At 63.2% G+C, this 22,335-nt stretch carries 18 protein-coding genes; 13 read left to right on the top strand and 5 right to left on the bottom strand.

The features are described from left to right. Positions 1 to 1,395 carry a class II fumarate hydratase gene (locus tag LOY34_RS20185; RefSeq protein ID WP_045195415.1) on the bottom strand — a complete coding sequence of 465 codons (1,395 nt, stop codon included), beginning with the start codon at positions 1,393 to 1,395 and terminating at the stop codon, positions 1 to 3. Positions 1,396 to 1,551: 156 nt separating this feature from the next. On the opposite strand from LOY34_RS20185, the gene LOY34_RS20180 reads away from it, so the two are divergent. From LOY34_RS20180 to LOY34_RS20150, 7 genes are all read left to right on the top strand, one after another. After that, positions 1,552 to 2,076, top strand: coding sequence for a DUF2059 domain-containing protein (locus LOY34_RS20180; protein ID WP_195884805.1), 525 nt, complete (start codon positions 1,552 to 1,554; stop codon positions 2,074 to 2,076). Positions 2,077 to 2,091: 15 nt separating this feature from the next. Beyond that, positions 2,092 to 2,391 carry a BolA family transcriptional regulator gene (locus tag LOY34_RS20175; protein ID WP_045195412.1) on the top strand — a complete coding sequence of 100 codons (300 nt, stop codon included), beginning with the start codon at positions 2,092 to 2,094 and terminating at the stop codon, positions 2,389 to 2,391. A gap of 109 nt (positions 2,392 to 2,500) precedes the next feature. Then, positions 2,501 to 3,439 (top strand): rhodanese-related sulfurtransferase, encoded by a 939-nt coding sequence (locus LOY34_RS20170; RefSeq protein WP_195884804.1) that lies wholly within the window; start codon positions 2,501 to 2,503, stop codon positions 3,437 to 3,439. Positions 3,440 to 3,442: 3 nt separating this feature from the next. Continuing rightward, positions 3,443 to 4,075 carry a DsbA family protein gene (locus LOY34_RS20165; protein ID WP_045195409.1) on the top strand — a complete coding sequence of 211 codons (633 nt, stop codon included), beginning with the start codon at positions 3,443 to 3,445 and terminating at the stop codon, positions 4,073 to 4,075. Next, positions 4,068 to 5,900 carry an ABC transporter ATP-binding protein gene (locus LOY34_RS20160; RefSeq protein ID WP_093380404.1) on the top strand — a complete coding sequence of 611 codons (1,833 nt, stop codon included), beginning with the start codon at positions 4,068 to 4,070 and terminating at the stop codon, positions 5,898 to 5,900. Before LOY34_RS20165 ends, LOY34_RS20160 begins: the two co-directional genes overlap by 8 nt. Positions 5,901 to 6,005: 105 nt before the next feature. Further along, a complete protein-coding gene (locus LOY34_RS20155; protein ID WP_195884803.1) occupies positions 6,006 to 8,462 on the top strand; it encodes an EAL domain-containing protein in 2,457 nt (818 codons plus the stop codon). 36 nt (positions 8,463 to 8,498) lie between these two features. Beyond that, entirely contained in the window at positions 8,499 to 9,293 is a 795-nt protein-coding gene (locus LOY34_RS20150; protein WP_123567173.1) for a TenA family transcriptional regulator, read from the top strand. A 2-nt stretch (positions 9,294 to 9,295) separates the two neighbouring features. Here the strand turns inward: LOY34_RS20150 and LOY34_RS20145 are convergent, their stop codons facing one another. From LOY34_RS20145 to LOY34_RS20130, 4 genes are all read right to left on the bottom strand, one after another. Continuing rightward, entirely contained in the window at positions 9,296 to 10,036 is a 741-nt protein-coding gene (locus LOY34_RS20145; protein WP_045195402.1) for a YciK family oxidoreductase, read from the bottom strand. 78 nt (positions 10,037 to 10,114) lie between these two features. Then, a complete protein-coding gene (gene mupP / locus LOY34_RS20140) occupies positions 10,115 to 10,786 on the bottom strand; it encodes an N-acetylmuramic acid 6-phosphate phosphatase MupP (protein ID WP_045195400.1) in 672 nt (223 codons plus the stop codon). A 2-nt stretch (positions 10,787 to 10,788) separates the two neighbouring features. After that, entirely contained in the window at positions 10,789 to 11,487 is a 699-nt protein-coding gene (gene ubiG, locus LOY34_RS20135; RefSeq protein ID WP_045195398.1) for a bifunctional 2-polyprenyl-6-hydroxyphenol methylase/3-demethylubiquinol 3-O-methyltransferase UbiG, read from the bottom strand. Positions 11,488 to 11,548: 61 nt separating this feature from the next. Further along, positions 11,549 to 12,880, bottom strand: a complete 1,332-nt coding sequence (locus tag LOY34_RS20130; RefSeq protein WP_093380411.1) for a TRZ/ATZ family hydrolase — start codon at positions 12,878 to 12,880, stop codon at positions 11,549 to 11,551. A gap of 108 nt (positions 12,881 to 12,988) precedes the next feature. Here LOY34_RS20130 and mtnA point away from each other — a divergent pair, with 108 nt between their 5' ends. From mtnA to cmk, 6 genes are all read left to right on the top strand, one after another. Continuing rightward, the gene (mtnA, locus tag LOY34_RS20125; protein WP_258663932.1) at positions 12,989 to 14,065 is read left to right on the top strand and encodes an S-methyl-5-thioribose-1-phosphate isomerase; all 1,077 of its coding nucleotides are present in this window, start codon (positions 12,989 to 12,991) and stop codon (positions 14,063 to 14,065) included. 278 nt (positions 14,066 to 14,343) lie between these two features. Next, positions 14,344 to 16,980, top strand: a complete 2,637-nt coding sequence (gene gyrA, locus LOY34_RS20120) for a DNA gyrase subunit A (protein ID WP_045195391.1) — start codon at positions 14,344 to 14,346, stop codon at positions 16,978 to 16,980. Between the two features lie 101 nt (positions 16,981 to 17,081). Then, entirely contained in the window at positions 17,082 to 18,167 is a 1,086-nt protein-coding gene (gene serC, locus LOY34_RS20115) for a 3-phosphoserine/phosphohydroxythreonine transaminase (protein WP_195884802.1), read from the top strand. Then, a complete protein-coding gene (gene pheA, locus LOY34_RS20110) occupies positions 18,167 to 19,261 on the top strand; it encodes a prephenate dehydratase (protein ID WP_093380418.1) in 1,095 nt (364 codons plus the stop codon). The genes serC and pheA overlap by 1 nt, the downstream gene beginning before the upstream one ends. Positions 19,262 to 19,337: 76 nt before the next feature. Continuing rightward, positions 19,338 to 21,545, top strand: a complete 2,208-nt coding sequence (locus tag LOY34_RS20105; RefSeq protein WP_230090974.1) for a bifunctional prephenate dehydrogenase/3-phosphoshikimate 1-carboxyvinyltransferase — start codon at positions 19,338 to 19,340, stop codon at positions 21,543 to 21,545. Beyond that, positions 21,542 to 22,228 carry a (d)CMP kinase gene (cmk, locus tag LOY34_RS20100; RefSeq protein WP_195884800.1) on the top strand — a complete coding sequence of 229 codons (687 nt, stop codon included), beginning with the start codon at positions 21,542 to 21,544 and terminating at the stop codon, positions 22,226 to 22,228. The genes LOY34_RS20105 and cmk overlap by 4 nt, the downstream gene beginning before the upstream one ends. Positions 22,229 to 22,335 lie beyond the last annotated feature (107 nt).

Below are 22,335 nucleotides of genomic sequence, written 5' to 3'. Positions count from 1 at the left end.
TCAGCCCTTGGCGCCCGGTTCGAGCATTTTTTCCGGGCGCACCCACTGGTCGAACTGCTCGTTGCTCAGGTAACCCAGGCTCAGCGCCGCCTCGCGCAGGGTGGTGCCTTCGCTGTAGGCCTTCTTGGCGATTTCTGCCGCCTTGTCGTAGCCAATGTGCGGGTTGAGCGCGGTCACCAGCATCAGCCCGCGCTCCAGGTGCGCGGCCATCTGTTCGGGATCCGGTTCGATCCCGGCAATGCAGTGCTGCTGGAAGTTGCTGCAACCGTCGGCCAGCAGTTCGATGGACTGCAGCAGGTTGTGGATGATCACTGGCTTGAACACGTTCAACTGCAAGTGCCCCTGGCTTGCCGCAAAGCCGATCGCGGTGTCGTTGCCCAGCACCTGGCAGGCCAGCATCGACAGGGCCTCGCACTGGGTCGGGTTGACCTTGCCGGGCATGATCGAGCTGCCCGGTTCGTTGGCCGGCAGGCGTACTTCGGCAATCCCGCCGCGCGGCCCGGAGCCGAGCAGGCGCAGGTCGTTGGCCAGTTTCATCAGGGCCACGGCGAGGGTTTTCAGGCCGCCGGCGAGGGTGGTCAGCGGTTCATGCCCGGCCAGGGCGGCGAACTTGTTCGGTGCGGTAACAAACGGCAGGCCGGAAAGCGCGGCGAGCTCGGCGGCGATGGCTTCGGCAAAGCCGTGCGGGGCGTTCAGCCCGGTGCCGACGGCGGTGCCGCCCTGGGCCAGCTCGCACACCGCCGGCAAGGCCGAACGGATCGCCCGCTGGGCGTAGTCGAGCTGGGCGACATAGGCCGAGAGTTCCTGGCCGAAGGTGATCGGTGTGGCGTCCATCATATGGGTGCGACCGGTTTTCACCAGGTGCTGGTGGCGCGCCGAGAGTTCCGCCAGCCCCGACGACAGTTCGGTGATCGCCGGCAGCAGCTTGTGTTGGACTGCCTGGGCGGCGGCAATGTGCATGGCGGTGGGGAAGCAGTCGTTGGAACTTTGCGAGCGGTTGACGTGATCGTTGGGGTGTACTGGCGTTTTACCGCCACGGCCATTGCCGGCCAGTTCGTTGGCACGACCGGCGATCACTTCGTTGACGTTCATGTTGCTCTGGGTGCCACTGCCGGTCTGCCAGACGACGAGCGGAAACTGGTCGTCCAGTTGCCCGTCGAGCACTTCGTCGGCGGCTTGTTCGATCAGCCGGGCAATGTCCGCCGCAAGGTCTCCGTTGCGGTTGTTGACCCGTGCCGCGGCTTTCTTGATCAGTGCCAGGGCATGCAACACCGCCAGCGGCATGCGTTCCTTGCCGATGGCAAAGTTGATCAGCGAGCGTTGCGTCTGGGCACCCCAGTAGGCCTGGTCAGGAACTTCGACCTGCCCCAGGCTGTCAGTTTCGATACGGCTCATGCTGCGCTCACTCCCTTGTGGTCTGAATTCGCAGTTTAGGTCCTTATTTGGCGTAGCGGTTCCATCGCGCGTCGACCCACTTGAGCACTGTGCCACTGTCGGCGCAGAATGCTCTACTCTGGGGTACTACCTCCTCTGTCTATTGAAGGAATTCCGATGACCCGTCTTCGCGCCCTCTGCACTGCTGTAGCGCTGGTCTGCGCCAGCGGCCAGGTGCTTGCAGATACCGCCAGCCACAACGCCAGTGCTGAAAAATTCCTCATGATGGCGCATGCCGACAAGCTCGGTACTCCGGTCTACATGCAGGTGCAGCAGATGTTTGCCCAGCGTTTCGAACAGACCAAGGCCCCAGCCTCGAAGAAATCCGTGCTCGACAGCTACCAGGCCAAGGCCAACGCCGCCCTGGACCAGGCCATCGGCTGGAACAAGCTCAAGCCGGACATGGTCAAGCTCTACACCACCACCTTCACTGAAAGCGAACTGAAAGACCTAGTCGCCTTCTACCAGTCGCCTCTGGGCAAGAAAGTCCTCGAGAAGATGCCGCAGGTGACCCAGCAATCGGCGCAGCTGACCCAGCAGAAACTGGAAAGCGCGGTACCGGTGGTCAACAAGCTGCTGGCTGACATGACCAAGGAACTCGACCCGAACTCCGGCAAGGCCGCCGCGCCAGCCAAGAAGTAAGCAGCGGAGCCCGACATGACCATGCAGCAAAAGATCGAGCACCGCCTGCAAGCGCTGGCACCCACGCACTTGCAGGTGCTCGATGAAAGCCACATGCACAGCCGTGGGCAGCAGACCCATTACAAGGCGGTGCTGGTGAGCGAGCAGTTCGAGGGGCTGAACAGCGTCAAGCGCCACCAGAAGGTGTATGCCACCCTCGGTGAGCTGATGAGCGAGTTTCACGCCCTGGCGCTGCACACCTACACGCCGCAGGAATGGCAGAAAATCGGTGTCGCCCCGGCGTCACCGACCTGCGCCGGTGGCAGCAAGCACTGATTTCCTCGTCAGGTTTTTGCTAGAATGATCAACGCGCCGCTTGTCGGCGCGTTTTTATTTGGCATCCGGTCCGCCCTTTGCGAGGGTGACCACCTGGAGAAGTTACTGCATGTCCCAAGCTATCGTCGTTGCGGCGCTGTACAAATTCGTCACCCTGAAAGATTACCTCGAGCTGCGCGAGCCGCTGCTCGAGAGCATGATGGCCAATGGCATCAAGGGCACCTTGTTGCTGGCCGAGGAAGGTGTCAACGGCACCGTCTCCGGTACCCGTGAAGGCATCGACGGCCTGCTGGCCTGGCTGCGCAGCGATGCGCGCCTGGTGGATATCGACCACAAAGAGTCCTACTGCGACGAACAGCCGTTCTACCGCACCAAGGTCAAGCTCAAGAAAGAGATCGTCACCCTTGGCGTGGCGGGCGTTGACCCGAACTACAAGGTCGGTACCTACGTCGAGCCCCAGGACTGGAACGCGCTGATCAGCGACCCTGAAGTGCTGCTGATCGACACCCGCAACGACTACGAAGTGGCGATCGGCACCTTCGAAGGCGCGATCGACCCCAAGACCACCACCTTCCGCGAGTTCCCCGAGTACATCAAGGCCAACTTCGACCCGGCCAAGCACAAGAAAGTGGCGATGTTCTGCACCGGCGGCATTCGTTGCGAAAAAGCCTCCAGCTATATGCTCGGTGAGGGTTTCGAAGAGGTCTATCATCTTAAGGGCGGGATCCTCAAATACCTCGAAGAGGTGCCACAGGATCAAAGCCGCTGGCAGGGCGACTGCTTCGTGTTCGACAACCGGGTCACCGTGCGTCACGACCTGACCGAGGGCGATTACGACCAGTGCCATGCCTGCCGCACCCCGATCAGCGTGGAAGACCGTGCGTCCGAGCACTACTCGCCAGGCATCAGCTGCCCGCATTGCTGGGACAGCCTGAGCGAAAAGACCCGGCGCAGCGCCATTGACCGGCAGAAGCAGATCGAACTGGCCAAGGCGCGCAATCAGCCTCACCCGATCGGTCACAACTACCGCAAAGCTGCCGAGGCCTGATTGATGTCCGCACGCCTGCTGTATGTGATGGACCCGATGTGCTCATGGTGCTGGGGCTTTGCCCCGGTCGCCGAGGCCCTGATCGCCCAGGCACAGGCGGCGGGCGTGCCGACCCGGGTGGTGCTCGGCGGCCTGCGTTCCGGCAGCCGTGCGCTGGATGCCTCGACCCGCGGCTACATCCTTGATCACTGGCAGGCGGTACACGACGCCACCGGGCAGGATTTTCAATTCGAAGGCGCACTGCCTGACGGTTTTGTCTACGACACCGAGCCTGCCTGTCGGGCCCTGGTCACCGCCCGTAGCCTTGACCCGCAATACGTGGGTGCCTTGCTCAAGCTGATCCAGCAGGCCTTCTACCAGCGCGGCGAAGACGTCACTCGTGCGCCCTTGCTGGTAGAACTGGCCGAGCAGGCCGGTTACCAGCGCGCCGCCTTTGCCGAAGCCTTTACCAGCGCCGAACAGCGCGCGGCCACGGCGGCGGACTTCACCTGGGTCCAGGACCTGGGCATTGCCGGTTTCCCGACCCTGCTGGCCGAACGCAATGGCCAGCTGGCCTTGCTGACCAATGGCTATCAAGCCCTCGAATCGCTTGAGCCGCTGCTCGGCCGCTGGCTGCAGCAGGCCGCCTGTGCTTGACCTGCCGGGTTCACCCGACCCGGTACCAGGGCCAGGCCCTGTGCATGCTGATCGCTTGAGCTGGGCAGAAATCCGCCGCCTGGCCCTGCGCCATAAAAAAGCCCTGTGGATCGCCAACGGCGTGGCCGTGCTGGCGGCGTTGTGCAGTGTGCCGATCCCCTTGCTGCTGCCGTTGCTGGTCGACGAAGTGCTGCTCGGCCATGGCGATGCCGCGCTCAAATGGATGAACCAGTTCCTGCCCGGCAACTGGCAGGTTGCTGGTGGCTACATCGGCCTGATGCTGGTATTCACCCTGACCCTGCGCTGCGCCGCCCTGGCCTTCAACGTGGTGCAGGCCAAGCTGTTCGCCGGCCTTGCCAAAGACATCGTCTACCGCTTGCGCATTCGCCTGATCGAGCGCCTCAAGCGCATTTCCCTGAGTGAATACGAAAGCCTGGGCAGCGGTACCGTGACCACCCACCTGGTCACCGACCTGGACACCCTCGACAAGTTCGTCGGCGAAACCCTCAGCCGCTTCCTGGTGGCCATGCTGACCCTCACCGGCACCGCCGCCATCCTCATGTGGATGCACTGGAAGCTGGCGCTGCTGATCCTGCTGTTCAACCCCTTGGTGATCTTCGCCACGGTGCAGTTGGGCAAGCGGGTCAAGCACCTGAAGAAGCTCGAGAACGACAGCACCTCGCGCTTCACCCAGGCGCTGACCGAGACCCTCGACGCGATCCAGGAAATCCGTGCCAGCAACCGCCAGGGCTATTTCCTCGGCCGCCTTGGCCTGCGCGCCCAGGAGGTACGCAACTACGCCGTCGCCTCGCAGTGGAAAAGCGACGCGAGCGGGCGTGCCAGCGGCTTGCTGTTCCAGTTCGGCATCGATATTTTCCGCGCTGCGGCGATGCTCACGGTGCTGTTCTCCGACCTCTCGATCGGGCAGATGCTGGCGGTGTTCAGCTACCTGTGGTTCATGATCGGCCCGGTCGAGCAACTGCTCAACCTGCAATACGCCTACTACGCCGCTGGCGGCGCCCTGAGCCGGCTCAACGAGCTGCTGGCGCGGGCCGACGAGCCGCAATACCCCGGTGGCATCGACCCGTTCAAGGGCCGCGACACTGTCGGCATCGAGGTGCAGGGCCTGCGCTTTGCCTACAACGACGAGCCGGTGCTCGACCAGCTCAACCTGTCGATTGCCCCCGGCGAAAAGGTCGCCATCGTCGGCGCCAGTGGCGGTGGCAAGAGCACCCTGGTGCAACTGCTGCTGGGCCTGTACAGCGCCCAGGCCGGGACCATCCGCTTTGGTGGCTCGACCCTGCAGGAAATCGGCCTGGAAACCCTGCGCGAGCATGTTGCGGTGGTACTCCAGCACCCGTCACTGTTCAACGACACGGTGCGCGCCAACCTGACCATGGGCCGCGACTGCAGCGATGATGCCTGCTGGCAGGCGCTGAACATCGCCCAGCTCGACGCTACCATCGCCGCCTTGCCGCAAGGCCTGGACAGCGTGGTTGGTCGCTCCGGGGTGCGTTTGTCCGGTGGCCAGCGTCAGCGCCTGGCCATTGCGCGGATGGTGCTGGCCGAGCCCAAGGTGGTGATTCTCGACGAGGCCACCTCGGCCCTGGATGCGGCCACCGAATACAACCTGCACCAGGCCCTGACCCGTTTTCTCAGCGCCCGCACCACGCTGATCATTGCCCACCGCCTGTCGGCGGTGAAGCAGGCCGACCGGGTGCTGGTGTTTGACGGCGGCCATGTCGCCGAGGACGGCGATCACCAGCAATTGATCGCCGAAGGTGGCTTGTACGCCAAGCTGTACGGCCATTTGCAACAGAGTTAGGGCAAATTGGTTAGCAAGTGAGAAAAGCTCTGCAGGATTAATGGCAAATAGCCTAGGCTGTGCTTTGGTAGGTGGGATTCATCCGGCTCTGTTGCAAGGGACCTCATGAAGCGAAAACGGACTCTCGAAGCGCCAAAGTTGTTGGGCATTATCTGGCCATTTGTTGCTGTGGTGCTGTTTCAGGCCTTGCTCGGGAGCATCAGCCTGTACGCGCTGTCGGCAGTGCGTGGTTATGTGGCGGGCGAGAGCCTGTGGTCCAAGGGCCAGAAAGACGCCATCTATTACCTCAATCAATACGCTGACAGCCGCGACGAGGCGGTCTTCAAGAAGTATCGCAAGGCCATCGCCGTGCCCCAGGGCGGCCATGACCTGCGCGTAGCCCTCGATTTGCCGAACCCGGATATCGACGCCGCGCGCCGTGGCATCCTCCAGGGCGGCAACCATCCCGACGACGTTTCCAGCGTGATCTGGCTGTACCTGAACTTTCATCAGGTCAGCTATATGCAAAAGGCCATCGAGCTGTGGGCGGTCGGTGACGGATTTCTGCGCCAGCTGGATGAAGTGGCCGAGCAGATGCACAGCGGCTTTCGCACAGGCCAGGCCGACGCCCGCAGCGTTGCCGGCTGGAAGGCACAGATTGCCGCGATCAACGATGCCGTGACCCCGGCCGCGCGGGCGTTCAGCGATGCCCTGGGCGAAGGCTCGCGGATGTTGCTGCGGGTGCTGCTGGTCACTAACCTCGCTACTGCATTGTTTCTGATTGCCCTGGCCTGGATGCGCTCGAGCAAGCTGCTGGCCCAGCGCCAGGCTTTTGCCAATGCCCTTGAGGTGGAGAAGGAGCGGGCGCAGATCACTCTCGAATCGATCGGCGATGGCGTGATCACCACCGATGTCGAAGGCTGCATCGCCTACATGAACCCAGCCGCCGAGCAGTTGACCCACTGGCATGCCGCCCAGGCCCAGGGCCTGCCGCTGGCGGCGCTGTTCAGCCTGCTCGACGAGAACGCCGAAAAAGACAGCCTGACCCTGGTCGAGCGCGTGCTTGAAGGTGGCCTCAAGGGTGGCAGCGAACACACCAAGCTGATCCAGCGCCTGGACGGCAGCACCGTGTCAGTGACGCTGGTGGGCGCGCCGATCATGGCCGAAGGCAAGGTCAGCGGTATTGTCCTGGTTCTGCACGACATGACCCAGGAACGCCAGTACATCGCCAACCTGTCCTGGCAGGCGACTCACGACGCCCTGACTGGCCTGGCCAACCGTCGCGAGTTCGAATATCGCCTGGAGCTGGCGCTCAACGCCATGGCGCGCAAGCCGGCACGGCATTCGCTGATGTTCCTCGACCTGGACCAGTTCAAGCTGGTCAACGATACCTGCGGCCATGCCGCGGGCGATGAACTGCTGCGCCATATCTGCGCGGTGCTCCAGGCCGGCCTGCGCGAAGGCGACACCCTGGCGCGGCTGGGCGGCGACGAGTTCGGCATCCTCCTCGAAAACTGCCCACAGGAGCAGGCCGAGCGCATTGCTGAGAGCCTGCGACAGGCCGTGCAGAGCCTGCATTTCGTCTGGAAAGGGCGACCGTTCATGACCACCGTGAGCCTGGGCCTGGTGCATATCGCCCAGGGCCCGACCACCCTCGAAGCTTCGCTGCGGGCCGCCGACATGGCCTGCTACATGGCCAAGGAGAAGGGCCGCAACCGCGTACAGGTGTACCACGCCGACGACAGCGAGCTGTCCATGCGCTTTGGCGAGATGGCCTGGATCCAGCGCCTGCACGTGGCCCTGGAAGAAAACCGCTTCTGCCTCTATGCCCAGGAAATTGCCGCCCTCGGCCCCCATGAAGGCGCCGGGCATATCGAGATTCTGCTGCGCCTGCATGACGAGAGCGGGCGCATTATTCTGCCCGACAGCTTCATCCCCGCCGCCGAGCGCTATGGCCTGATGACTGCGCTGGACCGCTGGGTGGTGCGCAGTGTGTTCAAGGTCATCCGCCAGTGCCTGGACGAGCAGCGCGAAGGCCCGTTGGCCATGTGCGCGATCAACCTGTCGGGCAGCAGTATTGGTGACGACAAATTCCTTGAATACCTGCAAAGGTTGTTCAGCGAGTTCGCCATTCCGCCGCACATGATTTGTTTCGAAATAACCGAAACCAGCGCCATCGCCAACCTTGGCAGCGCCATACGCTTTATCAACGAGCTCAAGGGCCTAGGTTGCCGGTTCTCGCTGGATGACTTTTGCGCCGGTATGTCGTCGTTCGCTTATTTGAAGCATTTGCCTGTAGACTTTCTGAAAATCGACGGAAGTTTTGTCAAGGACATGCTCGATGACCCGATCAACCGGGCCATGGTCGAGGTGATCAATCACATCGGTCACGTGATGGGCAAACGCACCATTGCCGAGTTTGTCGAAACCCCGTTGATCGAGCAGGCCCTGCAGGAAATTGGCGTCGACTACGCCCAGGGATACCTGATCGAGCGGCCACAGGTGTTCACCTGTGACAGCTTGCAGCGCAAACGGATTGCTGCAAGGCCCCTGTTGTTCAAGGCGCCGGGGACCTTTCGCTGAGATCCACCGATAATCACAAGGAACAAGGAGCTGACAGTGATTGACGCGTTCATACGTACTGGTCCATTGATGGACCCCAGCAGTTACCCGCTTTGGGCCCAGCAGTTGATCAAGGACTGCAGCGAGAGCAAGCGTCGGGTGGTGGAGCACGAGCTTTATCAACGCATGCGCGATGGCCGCCTCAGTGGCCGGACCATGCGCCAGTACCTGATTGGTGGCTGGCCGGTGGTCGAGCAGTTCTCCCTTTACATGGCCAAGAACCTCACCAAGACCCAGTACGCCCGCCACCCTGGTGAAGACATGGCGCGGCGCTGGCTGATGCGCAACATCCGTGTCGAACTCAACCACGCCGATTACTGGCGGTTCTGGGCCCAGGCCCATGGCGTCAGTCTCGAAGAGCTGCAGGCGCAGGAAGTTCCCAGCGAACTCAATGCCCTCAGCGACTGGTGCTGGCACACCTGTGCGACCGATGCGCTGGTAGTGGCGATTGCCGCCACCAACTACGCCATCGAAGGCGCAACCGGCGAGTGGTCGGCGGTGGTGTGCTCAACCGGTGTCTATGCCCAGGGCTTCCCGGAGGAAGGCCGTAAACGCGCCATGAAATGGCTGAAGATGCACGCCCAGTACGATGACGCGCACCCGTGGGAGGCTTTGGAGATCGTCTGCACCCTGGCCGGCAACAACCCGTCGGTGGCGCTGCAAACCGAACTGCGCCGGGCCGTCTGCAAGAGCTACGACTATATGTTCCTGTTCCTTGAACGCTGCATGCAACAAGAACAGGAACAGCGCCAGCAGCCCGCCCGGGCCCGGGCGGAGCTGGCCGAGGGCTGAGCTTACTGGGCGTTGAACGCCTGGCCGTTGATGCCGGTGCTGTCCGGGCCCATCAGGTACAGGTAAACCGGCATGATCTGCTCTGGCAGCGGATTGTTTTCCGGTGTTTCTGCAGGGTAGGCCTGGGCGCGCATGCTGGTGCGGGTGGCGCCCGGGTTGACACTGTTGGCCCGCACCGGCGCCACCCCTTCAAGCTCGTCGGCGAGGGTCTGCATCAGACCCTCGGTGGCGAACTTCGACACTCCATAGGCACCCCAGTAGGCCCGGCCTTTGCGCCCGACGCTGCTGGAGGTGAAGATCACCGAGGCATCGGCCGACAGCTTGAGCAGCGGCAGCAGGGTGCTGGTGAGCATGAACATGGCATTGACGTTGATCTGCATCACGCGCATGAAGTTGTCGCCCGAGAGCTGCTCCAGCGGCGTGCGCGGGCCGATGATCGAGGCGTTGTGCAACAGGCCGTCGATATGCCCGAACTCGGCTTCGATCATCGCCGCCAGTTCGTCGTACTGGTGCGGCAGGGCGGTTTCCAGGTTGAACGGGATGACCGCAGGTTTGGGGTGGCCGGCCGCTTCGATCTCGTCGTAGACCTGGCTCAGGTTGGCTTCGGTCTTGCCCAGCAGCAAGACGGTGGCGCCATGGGCGGCATAGCTCTTGGCCGCGGCCGCACCGATGCCGCGACCGGCACCGGTGACCAGGATGGTCCGGCCCTTGAGCAGGTCGGGGCGGGCAGAGTAATCGAACATGGGGTTACCTCCTGGAAATGGGTGTGACTTCATCGCGGGGCTGTGGGAGCGGGCTTGCCCCGCGATGCGTGTCTGAAATCAGCAGCCGCAAAGCGCGTTGTCGAGCACCTTGCGCAGCTCCAGCGGATGGTCGACCACCACATCCGCACCCCAGTTGTTGGGGTTGTCATCTGGATGAATATAGCCGTAGCGCACCGCAGCAGTACGGGTGCCGGCATCGCGGCCCGACTCGATGTCGCGCAGGTCGTCGCCGACGAACAGCACGCTGGCCGGGTCCAGGTTGAGGGTCTTGCAGGCGAGGATCAGCGGCTCGGGGTCTGGCTTGCTGTTCTTCACGTGGTCCGGGCAGATCAACAGCGCCGAACGCTCGCTCAGACCCAGTCGCTGCATGATTGGCTCGGCGAAGCGCACCGGCTTGTTGGTGACCACGCCCCAGATCAGCTTGCCTTTCTCGATGTCGGCCAGCAGTTCGGCCATGCCGTCGTAGAGCTTGCTGTGCACCGCGCAACCTTGCTGGTAACGCTCGAGGAATTCCAGGCGCAAGGCCTCGAAGCCTTCGTCCTCAGGGTCGAGGTTGAAGGTCACCGAGACCATGGCCTTGGCACCGCCCGAGACCACGTCGCGAATTTTCTGGTCTTCGATTGCCGGCAGGCCGCGCTCGGCGAGCATGGCCTGGCAGATGGCGATGAAGTCCGGCGCCGTGTCGAGCAGGGTGCCGTCCATGTCGAAAAGTACCGCTCGCAAACGCATGCTTATTCCTCGCGCAGGGTCTGGATCATGTAGTTGACGTCAACGTCGTTGGCCAGCTTGTAATGCTTGGTCAGCGGGTTGTAGGTCAGGCCGGTGATGTCCTTGACGGTCAGGCCGGCGTCGCGGCTCCAGGCGCCGAGCTCGGACGGGCGGATGAATTTCTTGAAGTCATGGGTGCCGCGCGGCAGCAGCTTCATGATGTATTCGGCGCCGATGATGGCGAACAGGTAGGCCTTGGGGTTGCGGTTGATGGTCGAGAGGAACACCTGGCCACCGGGCTTGACCATACGGAAGCACGCGCGAATCACTGAGGAAGGGTCTGGCACGTGCTCGAGCATTTCAAGGCAGGTGACCACGTCGAACTGCTCGGGCATCTCTTCGGCCAGGGCCTCGGCGGTGATCTGCCGGTACTCGACGTTGACCCCGGACTCGAGCTGATGCAGCTGGGCCACGGCCAGCGGCGCCTCACCCATGTCGATACCGGTCACAGTGGCGCCGCGCAGGGCCATCGCTTCGCTGAGGATGCCGCCGCCACAGCCGATGTCGAGGACCTTCTTGCCGGCCAGCTTGACCCGCTCGTCGATCCAGTTGACCCGCAGCGGGTTGATGTCGTGCAGTGGCTTGAACTCGCTTTCGCGGTCCCACCAGCGGTGGGCCAGGGCTTCGAACTTGGCGATTTCGGCGTGGTCGACGTTGCTCATGGAACAGTCCTCTGAAACTTGGATAATTTGCTTTTGCCCGCCAGCACTGGCTGCCGGACGTTTATTCGTTGCGCGCGCCGATCCGCTGGCCCCAGGCACAGGCGGTGGCGTGCAGGGCCTGTTCGTCCAGGCGGGTCAGGCGCCGGTCGTCAAGCAGTGGCTTGCCGGCGACCCAGACATGCTTCACGCAGTCCCGGCCGCTGGTGTAGATCAATTGCGACACCGGGTCATACAGCGGTTGCTGGGCCAGGCCGGAAAGGTCGAACGCGACCAGGTCGGCGGCCTTGCCCACTTCCAGCGAACCGGTGATCGCCTCCAGGCCCAGTGCCCGGGCGCCGTTGAGGGTGGCCATGCGCAACGCCCGGTGGGCATCCAGGGCGCTGGCCGAGCCGGCCACGGCCTTGGCCAGCAGCGCCGCGGTACGGGTTTCGCCGAGCAGGTCGAGGTCATTGTTGCTGGCCGCCCCGTCGGTACCGACGGCGACGTTGACGCCGGCCTGCCACAAGCGCTCGACCGGGCAGAAACCGCTGGCCAGCTTGAGGTTGGACTCCGGGCAGTGCACCACACTGGTGTTGCTTTCTACCAGCAGGGCCAGATCCTCGTCGCTGACCTGGGTCATGTGAACCGCCTGCAGGCGCGGCCCGAGCAGGCCCAGGCGAGCCAGCCGGGCCAGCGGGCGCTCGCCGCGGGTGTGCAGCGATTGCTCGACCTCCAGGGCGGTTTCATGGATATGCATGTGGATCGGCGCGTCGAGCTCTTCGGCGATGACGCGGATCTTTTCCAGGTTGGCGTCGCTGACCGTGTACGGCGCGTGCGGGCCCAGGGCCACGGTGATGCGCGGGTGGTGGCGCAGGTCGCCGAACAGCTCGATGCCCAGCTGCAGGGCTTCTTCGGTGCTGCGCGCACCAGGGATCGGAAAATCCATCAGGGGCACGGCGATTTGCGCGCGGATGCCGCTGTGGTGCACGCGCTCGCTGGCTACCTTGGGGTAGAAGTACATGTCGCTGAAGCAGGTGATGCCGCCTTTTACCTGCTCGGCGATGGCAAGGTCGGTGCCGTCGCGGACGAAATCTTCGTCGACCCAGCGCTCTTCGGCCGGCCAGATCTGCTCCTGCAGCCAGGTCATCAACGGCAGGTCGTCGGCCAGGCCGCGAAACAGGGTCATCGCCGCATGACCGTGGGCGTTGACCAGCCCCGGGCTGAGCAGGCAGCCCGGCAGCTCGCGGGTTTGCGCCGCGATGAACGCCTGGGCCTGGCTGCGCGGGCCGATGAACACGATCTGCCCGTCGCGCACGCCCAGGGCATGGTCCTGCAAAACCACCCCGGCAGGCTCGACCGGCACCAGCCAGGCAGGCAGGAGCAGCAGGTCGAGCGGCAAAGCGGGTTTGGGCATGTCAGGTTTCCCTGGGCGATAGAAGGTGAGGGCGAAGTATACCCGAGCGTCCGCGCCAGGGGCTCGCTATAATCGTCCGCTTTTGATGTCCGAATGATGGGGTGAGGCATGCGCGATCGACTAATGGCAGCAGAGAAGGTGAAAGCCATCGATTGGCGGGATGGCACCCTCTATCTGCTCGACCAGCGCGCGTTGCCGTCGGCGCAGGTCTGGCTGGCCTGCAAGGACGCCGCCGCAGTGGCCGAGGCTATCCGCACAATGGTGGTGCGCGGCGCCCCGGCCATTGGCATCAGCGCCGCCTACGGCCTAGCCATGGCGATTGCCCAGCGCCTGGCCGCCGGCGGTGACTGGGAAATGGCCCTGGAAGAGGATTTCGAGCTGCTGGTGCACGCGCGGCCGACCGCCGCCAACCTGTTCTGGGCCCTGAACCGCATGCGTGAGCGCCTGCTGCGGCTCAAGGATGGCGATGACGTGCAGGCCATCATGGCGGCTGAGGCCGTGGCCATTCATGAAAGCGACCGTGAAGCCAACCTGACCATGGCCCAGCTGGGCGTCGACCTGATCCGCAAGCACCAGGGCAACGAACAGGCCATTCTCACCCATGGCAACACCGGGGCCCTGGCCACCGGCGGCTTCGGTACCGCCCTCGGGGTGGTGCGCGGCGCTTACCTGGAAGGCATGATCGAGCGCGTCTATGTCGATGAAACCCGCCCGTGGCTGCAGGGCTCGCGCCTGAGCGCCTGGGAGCTGGCCGGCGAGGGTATCCCGGCTACCATCACTGCCGACTCGGCGGCTGCCCACCTGATGAAAACCAAGGGCATCACCTGGGTGATCGTCGGCGCCGAGCGCATTACTGCCAATGGCGATGTGGCGAGCAAGATCGGCACCTACCAGTTGGCGGTCAATGCCATGCACCACGGCGTGCGTTTCATGGTCGTGGCGCCGAGTTCGAGCATCGACATGAACCTTGAAAGCGGCGACGACATCCTCCTTGAAGAGCGCAGCCCCAGTGAGTTGCTCGAGCTTGGGGGGCAGTCGCTGGGCGCCGATTTCGAGGCTTTCAACCCGGTGTTCGACGTGACTCCGGCCGACCTGGTCGACGTAATCATCACCGAGAAGGGCATCGTCGAGCGCCCGGACACGGTGAAGATGGCGCAACTGATGTGTCGCAAGCGTTTGCATTGAGTCTTTGCCGTCGTCTGCGGCCTGTTGGAGCGGCTAACGGGCGTTATCGACGAGCAGTAGGGTAGTAGTGCCGCAGGCTACTCCCACCCTCTGGGCGATTGTGGTAACATCCGACGGTTTCCAAGGCCGCCCTGCGGGGCTGTCTTTACTGCGCAGATCCATGGCATAACTCGTTGATTTGTCGTAAGTCGTTGCAAGGAGTCACTTTGCAGCGGCGAGCTTCGTTCGTCCCATATGGATGTGACGAGGTTTCACCAGAAAAAGGAATCAGGCTTCTCATGGGCGAACTGGCCAAAGAAATCCTCCCGGTCAATATCGAAGACGAGCTGAGACAGTCCTACCTCGACTACGCGATGAGCGTCATTGTCGGGCGTGCACTGCCCGATGCGCGTGATGGCTTGAAGCCCGTGCATCGCCGCGTTCTGTATGCGATGAGCGAACTGGGTAACGACTGGAACAAACCGTACAAGAAATCCGCCCGTGTGGTCGGTGACGTGATCGGTAAGTACCACCCGCATGGTGATACCGCCGTTTACGACACCATCGTACGTATGGCCCAGCCGTTCTCGCTGCGTTACCTGCTGGTCGACGGCCAGGGTAACTTCGGTTCGGTCGACGGCGACAATGCCGCCGCCATGCGATACACCGAAGTGCGCATGACCAAGCTGGCCCACGAGCTGCTGGCCGACCTGCATAAAGAGACGGTCGACTGGGTACCCAACTACGACGGTACCGAGCAGATCCCGGCGGTCATGCCGACCAAGATCCCCAACCTGCTGGTCAACGGTTCCAGCGGTATCGCCGTGGGCATGGCGACCAACATTCCGCCACACAACCTCGGTGAAGTCATCGACGGTTGCCTGGCGCTGATCGACAACGCCGACATCACTGTCGACGAACTGATGCAGTTCATCCCCGGCCCGGACTTCCCGACCGCGGCGATCATCAACGGTCGCCAGGGCATCATCGAGGCCTATCGCACCGGCCGTGGCCGTATCTACATGCGCGCCCGCTCGATGGTCGAAGACATCGACAAGGTCGGTGGCCGCCAGCAGATCGTCGTCACCGAGCTGCCGTACCAGCTGAACAAGGCGCGTCTGATCGAGAAGATCGCCGAGCTGGTCAAGGAGAAGAAGCTCGAAGGTATTACCGAGCTGCGCGACGAGTCCGACAAGGACGGTATGCGTATCGTCATCGAGCTGCGTCGTGGCGAAGTGCCTGAGGTGATCCTCAACAATCTCTACGCCCAGACCCAGCTGCAGAGCGTCTTCGGCATCAACGTGGTAGCGCTGATCGACGGCCGTCCACGGGTGCTGAACCTCAAGGAGCTGCTCGAGGCCTTCGTTCGCCACCGCCGCGAAGTGGTTACCCGCCGTACCGTGTTCGAACTGCGCAAGGCGCGTGAGCGCGGGCACATCCTTGAAGGCCAGGCGGTTGCCCTGTCCAACATCGATCCGGTGATCGCCCTGATCAAGGCTTCGCCAACGCCTTCCGAGGCCAAGGAAGCGCTGATCAGCACGCCGTGGGAATCCAGTGCCGTGCAGGTCATGGTCGAGCGCGCCGGCGCCGACTCCTGCCGTCCGGAGAACCTTGATCCGCAGTTCGGTCTGCGCGATGGCAAGTACTTCCTGTCGCCGGAACAGGCCCAGGCCATTCTCGACCTGCGCCTGCACCGTCTGACCGGCCTTGAGCACGAGAAGCTGCTGGCCGAGTACCAGGAGATCCTCAACCAGATCGGCGAGCTGATCCGCATCCTCAACAGCGCCGAGCGCCTGATGGAAGTGATCCGTGAAGAGCTGGAGCTGATCCGCGCCGAGTACGGCGACGTGCGCCGTACCGAGATCCTCGATGCGCGTCTGGACCTGACCCTGGGTGACATGATTCCGGAAGAAGACCGGGTCGTGACCATCTCCCATGGCGGCTACGCCAAGACCCAGCCACTGGCCGCCTACCAGGCCCAGCGTCGCGGTGGTAAAGGCAAGTCGGCTACCGGCGTCAAGGACGAGGACTACATCTCGCACCTGCTGGTCGCCAACAGCCACACCACTCTGCTGCTGTTCTCCAGCAAGGGCAAGGTGTACTGGCTCAAGACCTATGAAATCCCCGAAGCCTCCCGTGCCGCGCGCGGTCGGCCGCTGGTCAACCTGCTGCCGCTGGACGAGGGCGAGTACATTTCGACCATGCTGCCGGTCGAGGAATACACCGAAGGTCACTTCATCTTCATGGCCACCGCCAACGGCACCGTGAAGAAGACCCCGCTGGAATCCTTCAGCCGCCAGCGCAGTGTCGGCCTGATCGCCCTGGAGCTGGACGAAGGCGACGTACTGATTTCCGCGGCCATCACCGATGGCGAGCGTGAGGTCATGCTGTTCTCCGACGCCGGCAAGGTGACCCGCTTCAAGGAATCCGACGTTCGCGCCATGGGCCGTACTGCCCGCGGTGTACGCGGCATGCGTCTGGCAGAAGGGCAGAAGCTGATCTCGATGATCATCCCGGAAGAAGGCAGCCAGATCCTTACCGCCTCCGAGCGCGGCTACGGCAAACGTACTGCCATTAGCGAGTTCCCGGAGTACAAGCGTGGCGGTCAGGGCGTAATCGCCATGGTCAGCAACGAGCGTAACGGCCGTCTGGTCGGGGCTGTGCAGGTGCTCGACGGCGAAGAAATCATGCTGATTTCCGACCAGGGCACCCTGGTCCGTACCCGTGTCGGTGAAGTCTCCAGCCTGGGCCGTAATACCCAGGGTGTGACCCTCATCAAACTGGCCAGCGACGAGACCCTGGTGGGTCTGGAACGGGTCCAGGAGCCATCCGAAGAGGAAGGTGACGAGGACTTCGACGCCGACGTGGATGGCACCGAAGTGGACGCCGATGCGGCTCCACAGGCCGCTGCCGACGAAGAGGCACAGCCGGAATAACCTATTAGTAGCGCAATCCTGGTGGGGGAGGTCGCGGCAGTCGGGCACGGCTCGCTGCCCGACCGGCTCCTGCGGACATCAAGAGCAGAGCGAGAGTGGATGTGAGCAAACGAGCCTTTAACTTCTGCGCAGGCCCTGCTGCGCTCCCTGACGCTGTACTGCAGCGCGCCCAGGCTGAAATGCTGAACTGGCGTGGCAAAGGCCTGTCGGTGATGGAGATGAGTCACCGTAGCGACGACTACGTGGCCATTGCCGAGAAGGCCGAGCAGGATCTGCGCGACCTGATGTCCATTCCTTCCAATTACAAGGTGCTGTTCCTGCAGGGCGGTGCGAGCCAGCAGTTCGCCGAGATTCCGCTCAACCTGCTGCCTGAAGACGGCACCGCCGACTATATCGAAACCGGTATCTGGTCGAAAAAAGCCATCGAAGAAGCCCGCCGCTACGGCAACATCAACGTTGCTGCCAGTGCCAAGGCCTACGACTACCTGGCCATCCCGGGCCAGAACGAATGGAACCTGAGCAGCAACGCCGCCTACGTGCACTACGCCTCGAACGAGACCATCGGTGGTCTGGAGTTCGACTGGGTGCCGCAGACCGGTGACGTGCCGCTGGTGGTCGACATGTCCTCGGACATTCTCTCGCGTCCGATCGACGTCTCCAACTTCGGCCTGATCTACGCTGGCGCCCAGAAGAACATCGGCCCGAGCGGCCTGGTGGTGGTGATTGTCCGTGAAGACCTGCTCGGCCGCGCCCGCAGCAGTTGCCCGACCATGCTCGACTATAAGGTCGCGGCCGACAACGGCTCGATGTACAACACCCCGGCAACCTATTCCTGGTACCTGTCGGGGCTGGTCTTCGAGTGGCTGAAAGAGCAGGGCGGCGTCGAGGCCATGGAGCAGCGCAACCGGGCCAAGAAAGACCGCCTGTACGGCTTCATCGACAACAGCGACTTCTACACCAACCCGATCAGCGTCAACGCCCGTTCGTGGATGAACGTGCCGTTCCGCCTGGCCGACGAGCGCCTGGACAAGGCTTTCCTCGCCGGTGCCGACGCCCGTGGCCTGCTCAACCTCAAGGGGCACCGTTCGGTCGGCGGCATGCGTGCCTCGATCTACAACGCCCTGGGCCTGGACGCCGTCGAAGCGCTGGTTGGCTACATGGCTGAATTCGAGAAGGAGCACGGCTGATGTCGGAGCAGGAACTCAAGGCGCTGCGGGTGCGCATTGACAGCCTCGACGAGAAGATCCTCGAGCTGATCAGTGACCGTGCTCGCTGCGCGCAGGAAGTGGCGCGGGTCAAAACCGCGACCCTGGCCGAAGGCGAGACGCCGGTGTTCTACCGTCCCGAGCGCGAGGCGCAGGTGCTCAAGCGCGTCATGCAGCGCAACCAGGGGCCACTGGGCAACGAAGAGATGGCGCGGTTGTTCCGCGAAATCATGTCTTCGTGCCTGGCCCTGGAGCAACCGCTGAAGGTCGCCTACCTCGGCCCTGAGGGGACCTTCACCCAGGCCGCGGCGATGAAGCATTTCGGCCATGCGGTGATCAGCAAGCCGATGGCAGCCATCGACGAAGTGTTCCGCGAAGTGGCGGCCGGCGCCGTCAACTTCGGCGTGGTGCCGGTGGAGAACTCCACCGAGGGTGCGGTCAATCACACCCTCGACAGCTTCCTCGAGCACGACATGGTGATCTGCGGTGAAGTCGAGCTGCGTATTCACCACCATCTGCTGGTGGGTGAGAACACCAAGACCGACAGCATCAGCCGCATCTACTCCCACGCCCAGTCGCTGGCCCAGTGCCGCAAGTGGCTGGATGCCCATTACCCGAATGTCGAGCGCGTGGCGGTGTCGAGCAACGCCGAAGCGGCCAAGCGGGTCAAGGGTGAGTGGAACTCGGCGGCCATTGCCGGCGACATGGCGGCTGGCCTGTACGGCCTTACGCGCCTGGCCGAGAAGATCGAAGACCGGCCGGACAACTCCACGCGCTTTCTGATGATCGGTAACCAGGAAGTGCCGCCGACCGGCGACGACAAGACCTCGATCATCGTCTCCATGAGCAACAAGCCGGGTGCCTTGCATGAGCTGTTGGTGCCGTTCCACGAGAATGGTATTGACCTCACTCGTATCGAGACCCGTCCGTCGCGCAGCGGCAAATGGACCTACGTGTTCTTCATCGATTTCGTCGGCCACCACCGCGATCCGCTGATCAAGGCCGTGCTCGAGCAGATCAGTCAGGAAGCCGTGGCCCTGAAGGTGCTGGGTTCCTACCCGAAAGCGGTACTCTGAGGTATGAATGGCGTGCATGCAGTTTTGAACAGGGTCCAGCTCCGTGGTTGAAGTCGTGGTAAACAAGCCTGGGCCGATCATCGGCCGGCTGGTGGTGGTCGGGTTGGGCCTGATTGGCGGGTCTTTCGCCAAGGGCTTGCGTGAAAGCGGTCTGTGCCGCGAAGTGGTCGGTGTCGACCTCGATCCGCAGTCGCGCAAGCTGGCGGTGGAGCTGGGCGTGGTCGACCGCTGCGAAGAAGACCTCGCTGCCGCGTGCGTCGGCGCAGATGTCATTCAGCTGGCCGTGCCGATCCTGGCCATGGAAAAGCTCCTCGCGCGCCTGGCTCAACTGGATCTCGGCCAGGCGGTGCTGACCGACGTCGGCAGTGCCAAGGGTAATGTCGTGCGCGCCGCCTGCGAGGCCCTCGGTGCGCGATTGCCGCGTTTTGTACCCGGGCATCCGATTGCCGGCTCCGAGCAGAGCGGGGTGGAGGCTTCCAATGCTTCGCTGTTCCGCCGTCACAAAGTCATTCTCACGCCGCTGGCTGAAACCGAGCCGGCTGCGCTGGCGCTGGTCGATCAGCTCTGGCGTGCGCTTGAGGCCGATGTCGAGCACATGCAGGTCGAGCGTCACGACGAAGTCCTGGCCGCGACCAGCCACTTGCCACACCTGCTGGCCTTCGGCCTGGTCGATTCCCTGGCCAAGCGCAATGAAAACCTCGATATCTTCCGTTACGCTGCCGGAGGTTTCCGCGATTTCACGAGAATCGCCGGAAGCGACCCGGTCATGTGGCACGACATCTTTCTCGCCAATCGCGAGGCTGTCCTGCGCACGCTGGATACATTTCGCAGCGACCTCGACGCCTTGCGCGACGCGGTCGATGCAGGGGATGGGCATCAACTGCTGGGCGTCTTCACGCGCGCCCGTGTTGCCCGCGAGCATTTCAGTAAAATCCTGGCCCGCCGGGCCTATGTGGACGCTATGAACTCCAACGACCTGATTTTCCTGGCAAATCCTGGTGGCCGCGTGTCTGGCCGTATTCGTGTACCAGGTGACAAATCGATTTCCCATCGCTCGATCATGCTCGGCTCCCTGGCCGAAGGCACCACCGAAGTGGAAGGTTTCCTCGAGGGCGAAGACGCCCTGGCAACCTTGCAGGCCTTCCGCGACATGGGTGTGGTCATCGAAGGCCCGCACCATGGCCGTGTGACTATCCATGGTGTCGGCCTCAATGGCCTGAAACCGCCACCGGGCCCGATCTACCTGGGTAACTCCGGTACCTCCATGCGTCTGCTCTCCGGCCTGCTGGCGGCGCAGCCGTTCGACACCGTGCTGACCGGTGATGCCTCGCTGTCCAAGCGGCCGATGAATCGCGTGGCCAACCCGCTGCGGGAAATGGGCGCGGTGATCGAAACTGCCGCCGAAGGTCGTCCGCCGATGACCATCCGTGGTGGCCACACCCTCAAGGCCCTGACCTACACGCTGCCGATGGCCAGTGCCCAGGTCAAATCCTGCCTGCTGCTAGCCGGCCTGTACGCCCAAGGCAAGACCACGGTTACCGAGCCTGCGCCAACCCGCGACCACACCGAGCGCATGCTCCGTGGCTTTGGCTACAGCGTTGACGTTGAGGGTCCTACGGCTTCGCTGGAATCTGGCGGCAAGCTGACGGCAACTCATATCGAGGTCCCGGCGGATATTTCCTCGGCGGCGTTCTTCCTGGTGGCTGCATCGATTGCCGAAGGCTCCGAACTGCTGCTCGAGCACGTCGGCATCAACCCGACCCGTACCGGCGTCATCGATATCCTGCGCCTGATGGGCGGCGACATCACCCTGGAAAACCAGCGTGAAGTCGGCGGTGAGCCAGTGGCTGACCTGCGCGTGCGCGGGGCTAAACTCAAAGGTATCGAGATCCCCGAGCACCTGGTGCCGCTGGCCATCGACGAGTTCCCGGTGCTGTTCGTCGCTGCGGCCTGCGCCGAAGGCCGTACCGTGCTGCGCGGTGCCGAAGAGCTGCGGGTCAAGGAATCCGATCGCATCCAGGTCATGGCCGACGGCCTGCTGGCCCTGGGCGTAAAGTGCGAGCCAACCCCGGACGGCATTATCATCGACGGCGGCGTGATCGGCGGCGGCGAAGTGCACGGTCATGGCGACCATCGCATCTCCATGGCCTTCAGTGTGGCCTCGTTGCGCGCCACCGCGCCGATCCGCATCCATGATTGTGCCAACGTCGCGACCTCGTTCCCGAACTTCCTCGCCCTGTGCGCCGAAGTCGGCATCCGTGTGGCAGAAGAGGGCAAGTCGTGAATTCCAACGCACCGGTCATCACCATTGACGGGCCAAGCGGCTCGGGCAAGGGCACCGTCGCCGGCCTGCTGGCCCGCGAGCTGGGCTGGAAGCTGCTGGATTCCGGCGCGCTGTACCGCTTGCTGGCCTTCAATGCCAACAACCACGGTGTCGACCTGACCAACGAAGAATTGCTCAAGGCCCTGGCCGCACATCTGGATGTGCAGTTCATCGCCGCCGAGCCGGGCAAGCTGCAGCAGATCATTCTTGAAGGTGAGGATGTCAGCAATGTCATCCGTACCGAAACCGTGGGTGCCGGTGCTTCCATGGTCGCCTCGCTGCCGGCGGTGCGTGAAGCCTTGCTGCAGCGCCAGCGGGCGTTCCAGGAAGCGCCGGGGCTGATTGCCGACGGCCGCGACATGGGCACCGTGGTGTTCCCGAATGCGCCGCTCAAGGTTTTTCTGACCGCCAGCGCCGAGGAACGTGCCCGCCGTCGTTACTTGCAGTTGAAGGGCAAGGGTGAAGATGTTAGTCTGTCGAGTCTGCTAGATGAGATTCGTGCGCGTGATGAGCGCGACACCCAGCGCGCAGTGGCCCCGCTCAAGCCGGCGGCCGATGCGATCCAGCTGGATTCCACGGAGTTGTCCATCGAGCAGGTGTTGCAACGCATCAGGAGTGAGATCGCCCTGCGCGATATCGCCTGATGACCAGGAGAGCAGGCAGGGGCACCAGTCAACGTCCTGTCGGCTTTCCTTTATATGAACGAAACCCACATTGTCTGGAATGTGGCTGATGGGCGTATGTCCCGCCC

The sequence above is a fragment of the Pseudomonas sp. B21-009 genome (genome assembly GCF_024749345.1).
GTDB lineage: Bacteria > Pseudomonadota > Gammaproteobacteria > Pseudomonadales > Pseudomonadaceae > Aquipseudomonas.
Note: the sequence above shows the minus strand (reverse complement) of the source record. Positions and strands in the feature narration are given on the sequence as shown.

What these genes read in the sequence shown, in the direction of transcription:
- LOY34_RS20185 (WP_045195415.1), bottom strand. Translation starts at nt 1,395, where the DNA reads ATGAGCCGTATCGAAACTGACAGCCTGGGGCAGGTCGAAGTTCCTGAC.
- LOY34_RS20180 (WP_195884805.1), top strand. Translation starts at nt 1,552, where the DNA reads ATGACCCGTCTTCGCGCCCTCTGCACTGCTGTAGCGCTGGTCTGCGCC.
- LOY34_RS20175 (WP_045195412.1), top strand. Translation starts at nt 2,092, where the DNA reads ATGACCATGCAGCAAAAGATCGAGCACCGCCTGCAAGCGCTGGCACCC.
- LOY34_RS20170 (WP_195884804.1), top strand. Translation starts at nt 2,501, where the DNA reads ATGTCCCAAGCTATCGTCGTTGCGGCGCTGTACAAATTCGTCACCCTG.
- LOY34_RS20165 (WP_045195409.1), top strand. Translation starts at nt 3,443, where the DNA reads ATGTCCGCACGCCTGCTGTATGTGATGGACCCGATGTGCTCATGGTGC.
- LOY34_RS20155 (WP_195884803.1), top strand. Translation starts at nt 6,006, where the DNA reads ATGAAGCGAAAACGGACTCTCGAAGCGCCAAAGTTGTTGGGCATTATC.
- LOY34_RS20145 (WP_045195402.1), bottom strand. Translation starts at nt 10,036, where the DNA reads ATGTTCGATTACTCTGCCCGCCCCGACCTGCTCAAGGGCCGGACCATC.
- mupP (WP_045195400.1), bottom strand. Translation starts at nt 10,786, where the DNA reads ATGCGTTTGCGAGCGGTACTTTTCGACATGGACGGCACCCTGCTCGAC.
- ubiG (WP_045195398.1), bottom strand. Translation starts at nt 11,487, where the DNA reads ATGAGCAACGTCGACCACGCCGAAATCGCCAAGTTCGAAGCCCTGGCC.
- LOY34_RS20130 (WP_093380411.1), bottom strand. Translation starts at nt 12,880, where the DNA reads ATGCCCAAACCCGCTTTGCCGCTCGACCTGCTGCTCCTGCCTGCCTGG.
- mtnA (WP_258663932.1), top strand. Translation starts at nt 12,989, where the DNA reads ATGCGCGATCGACTAATGGCAGCAGAGAAGGTGAAAGCCATCGATTGG.
- gyrA (WP_045195391.1), top strand. Translation starts at nt 14,344, where the DNA reads ATGGGCGAACTGGCCAAAGAAATCCTCCCGGTCAATATCGAAGACGAG.
- pheA (WP_093380418.1), top strand. Translation starts at nt 18,167, where the DNA reads ATGTCGGAGCAGGAACTCAAGGCGCTGCGGGTGCGCATTGACAGCCTC.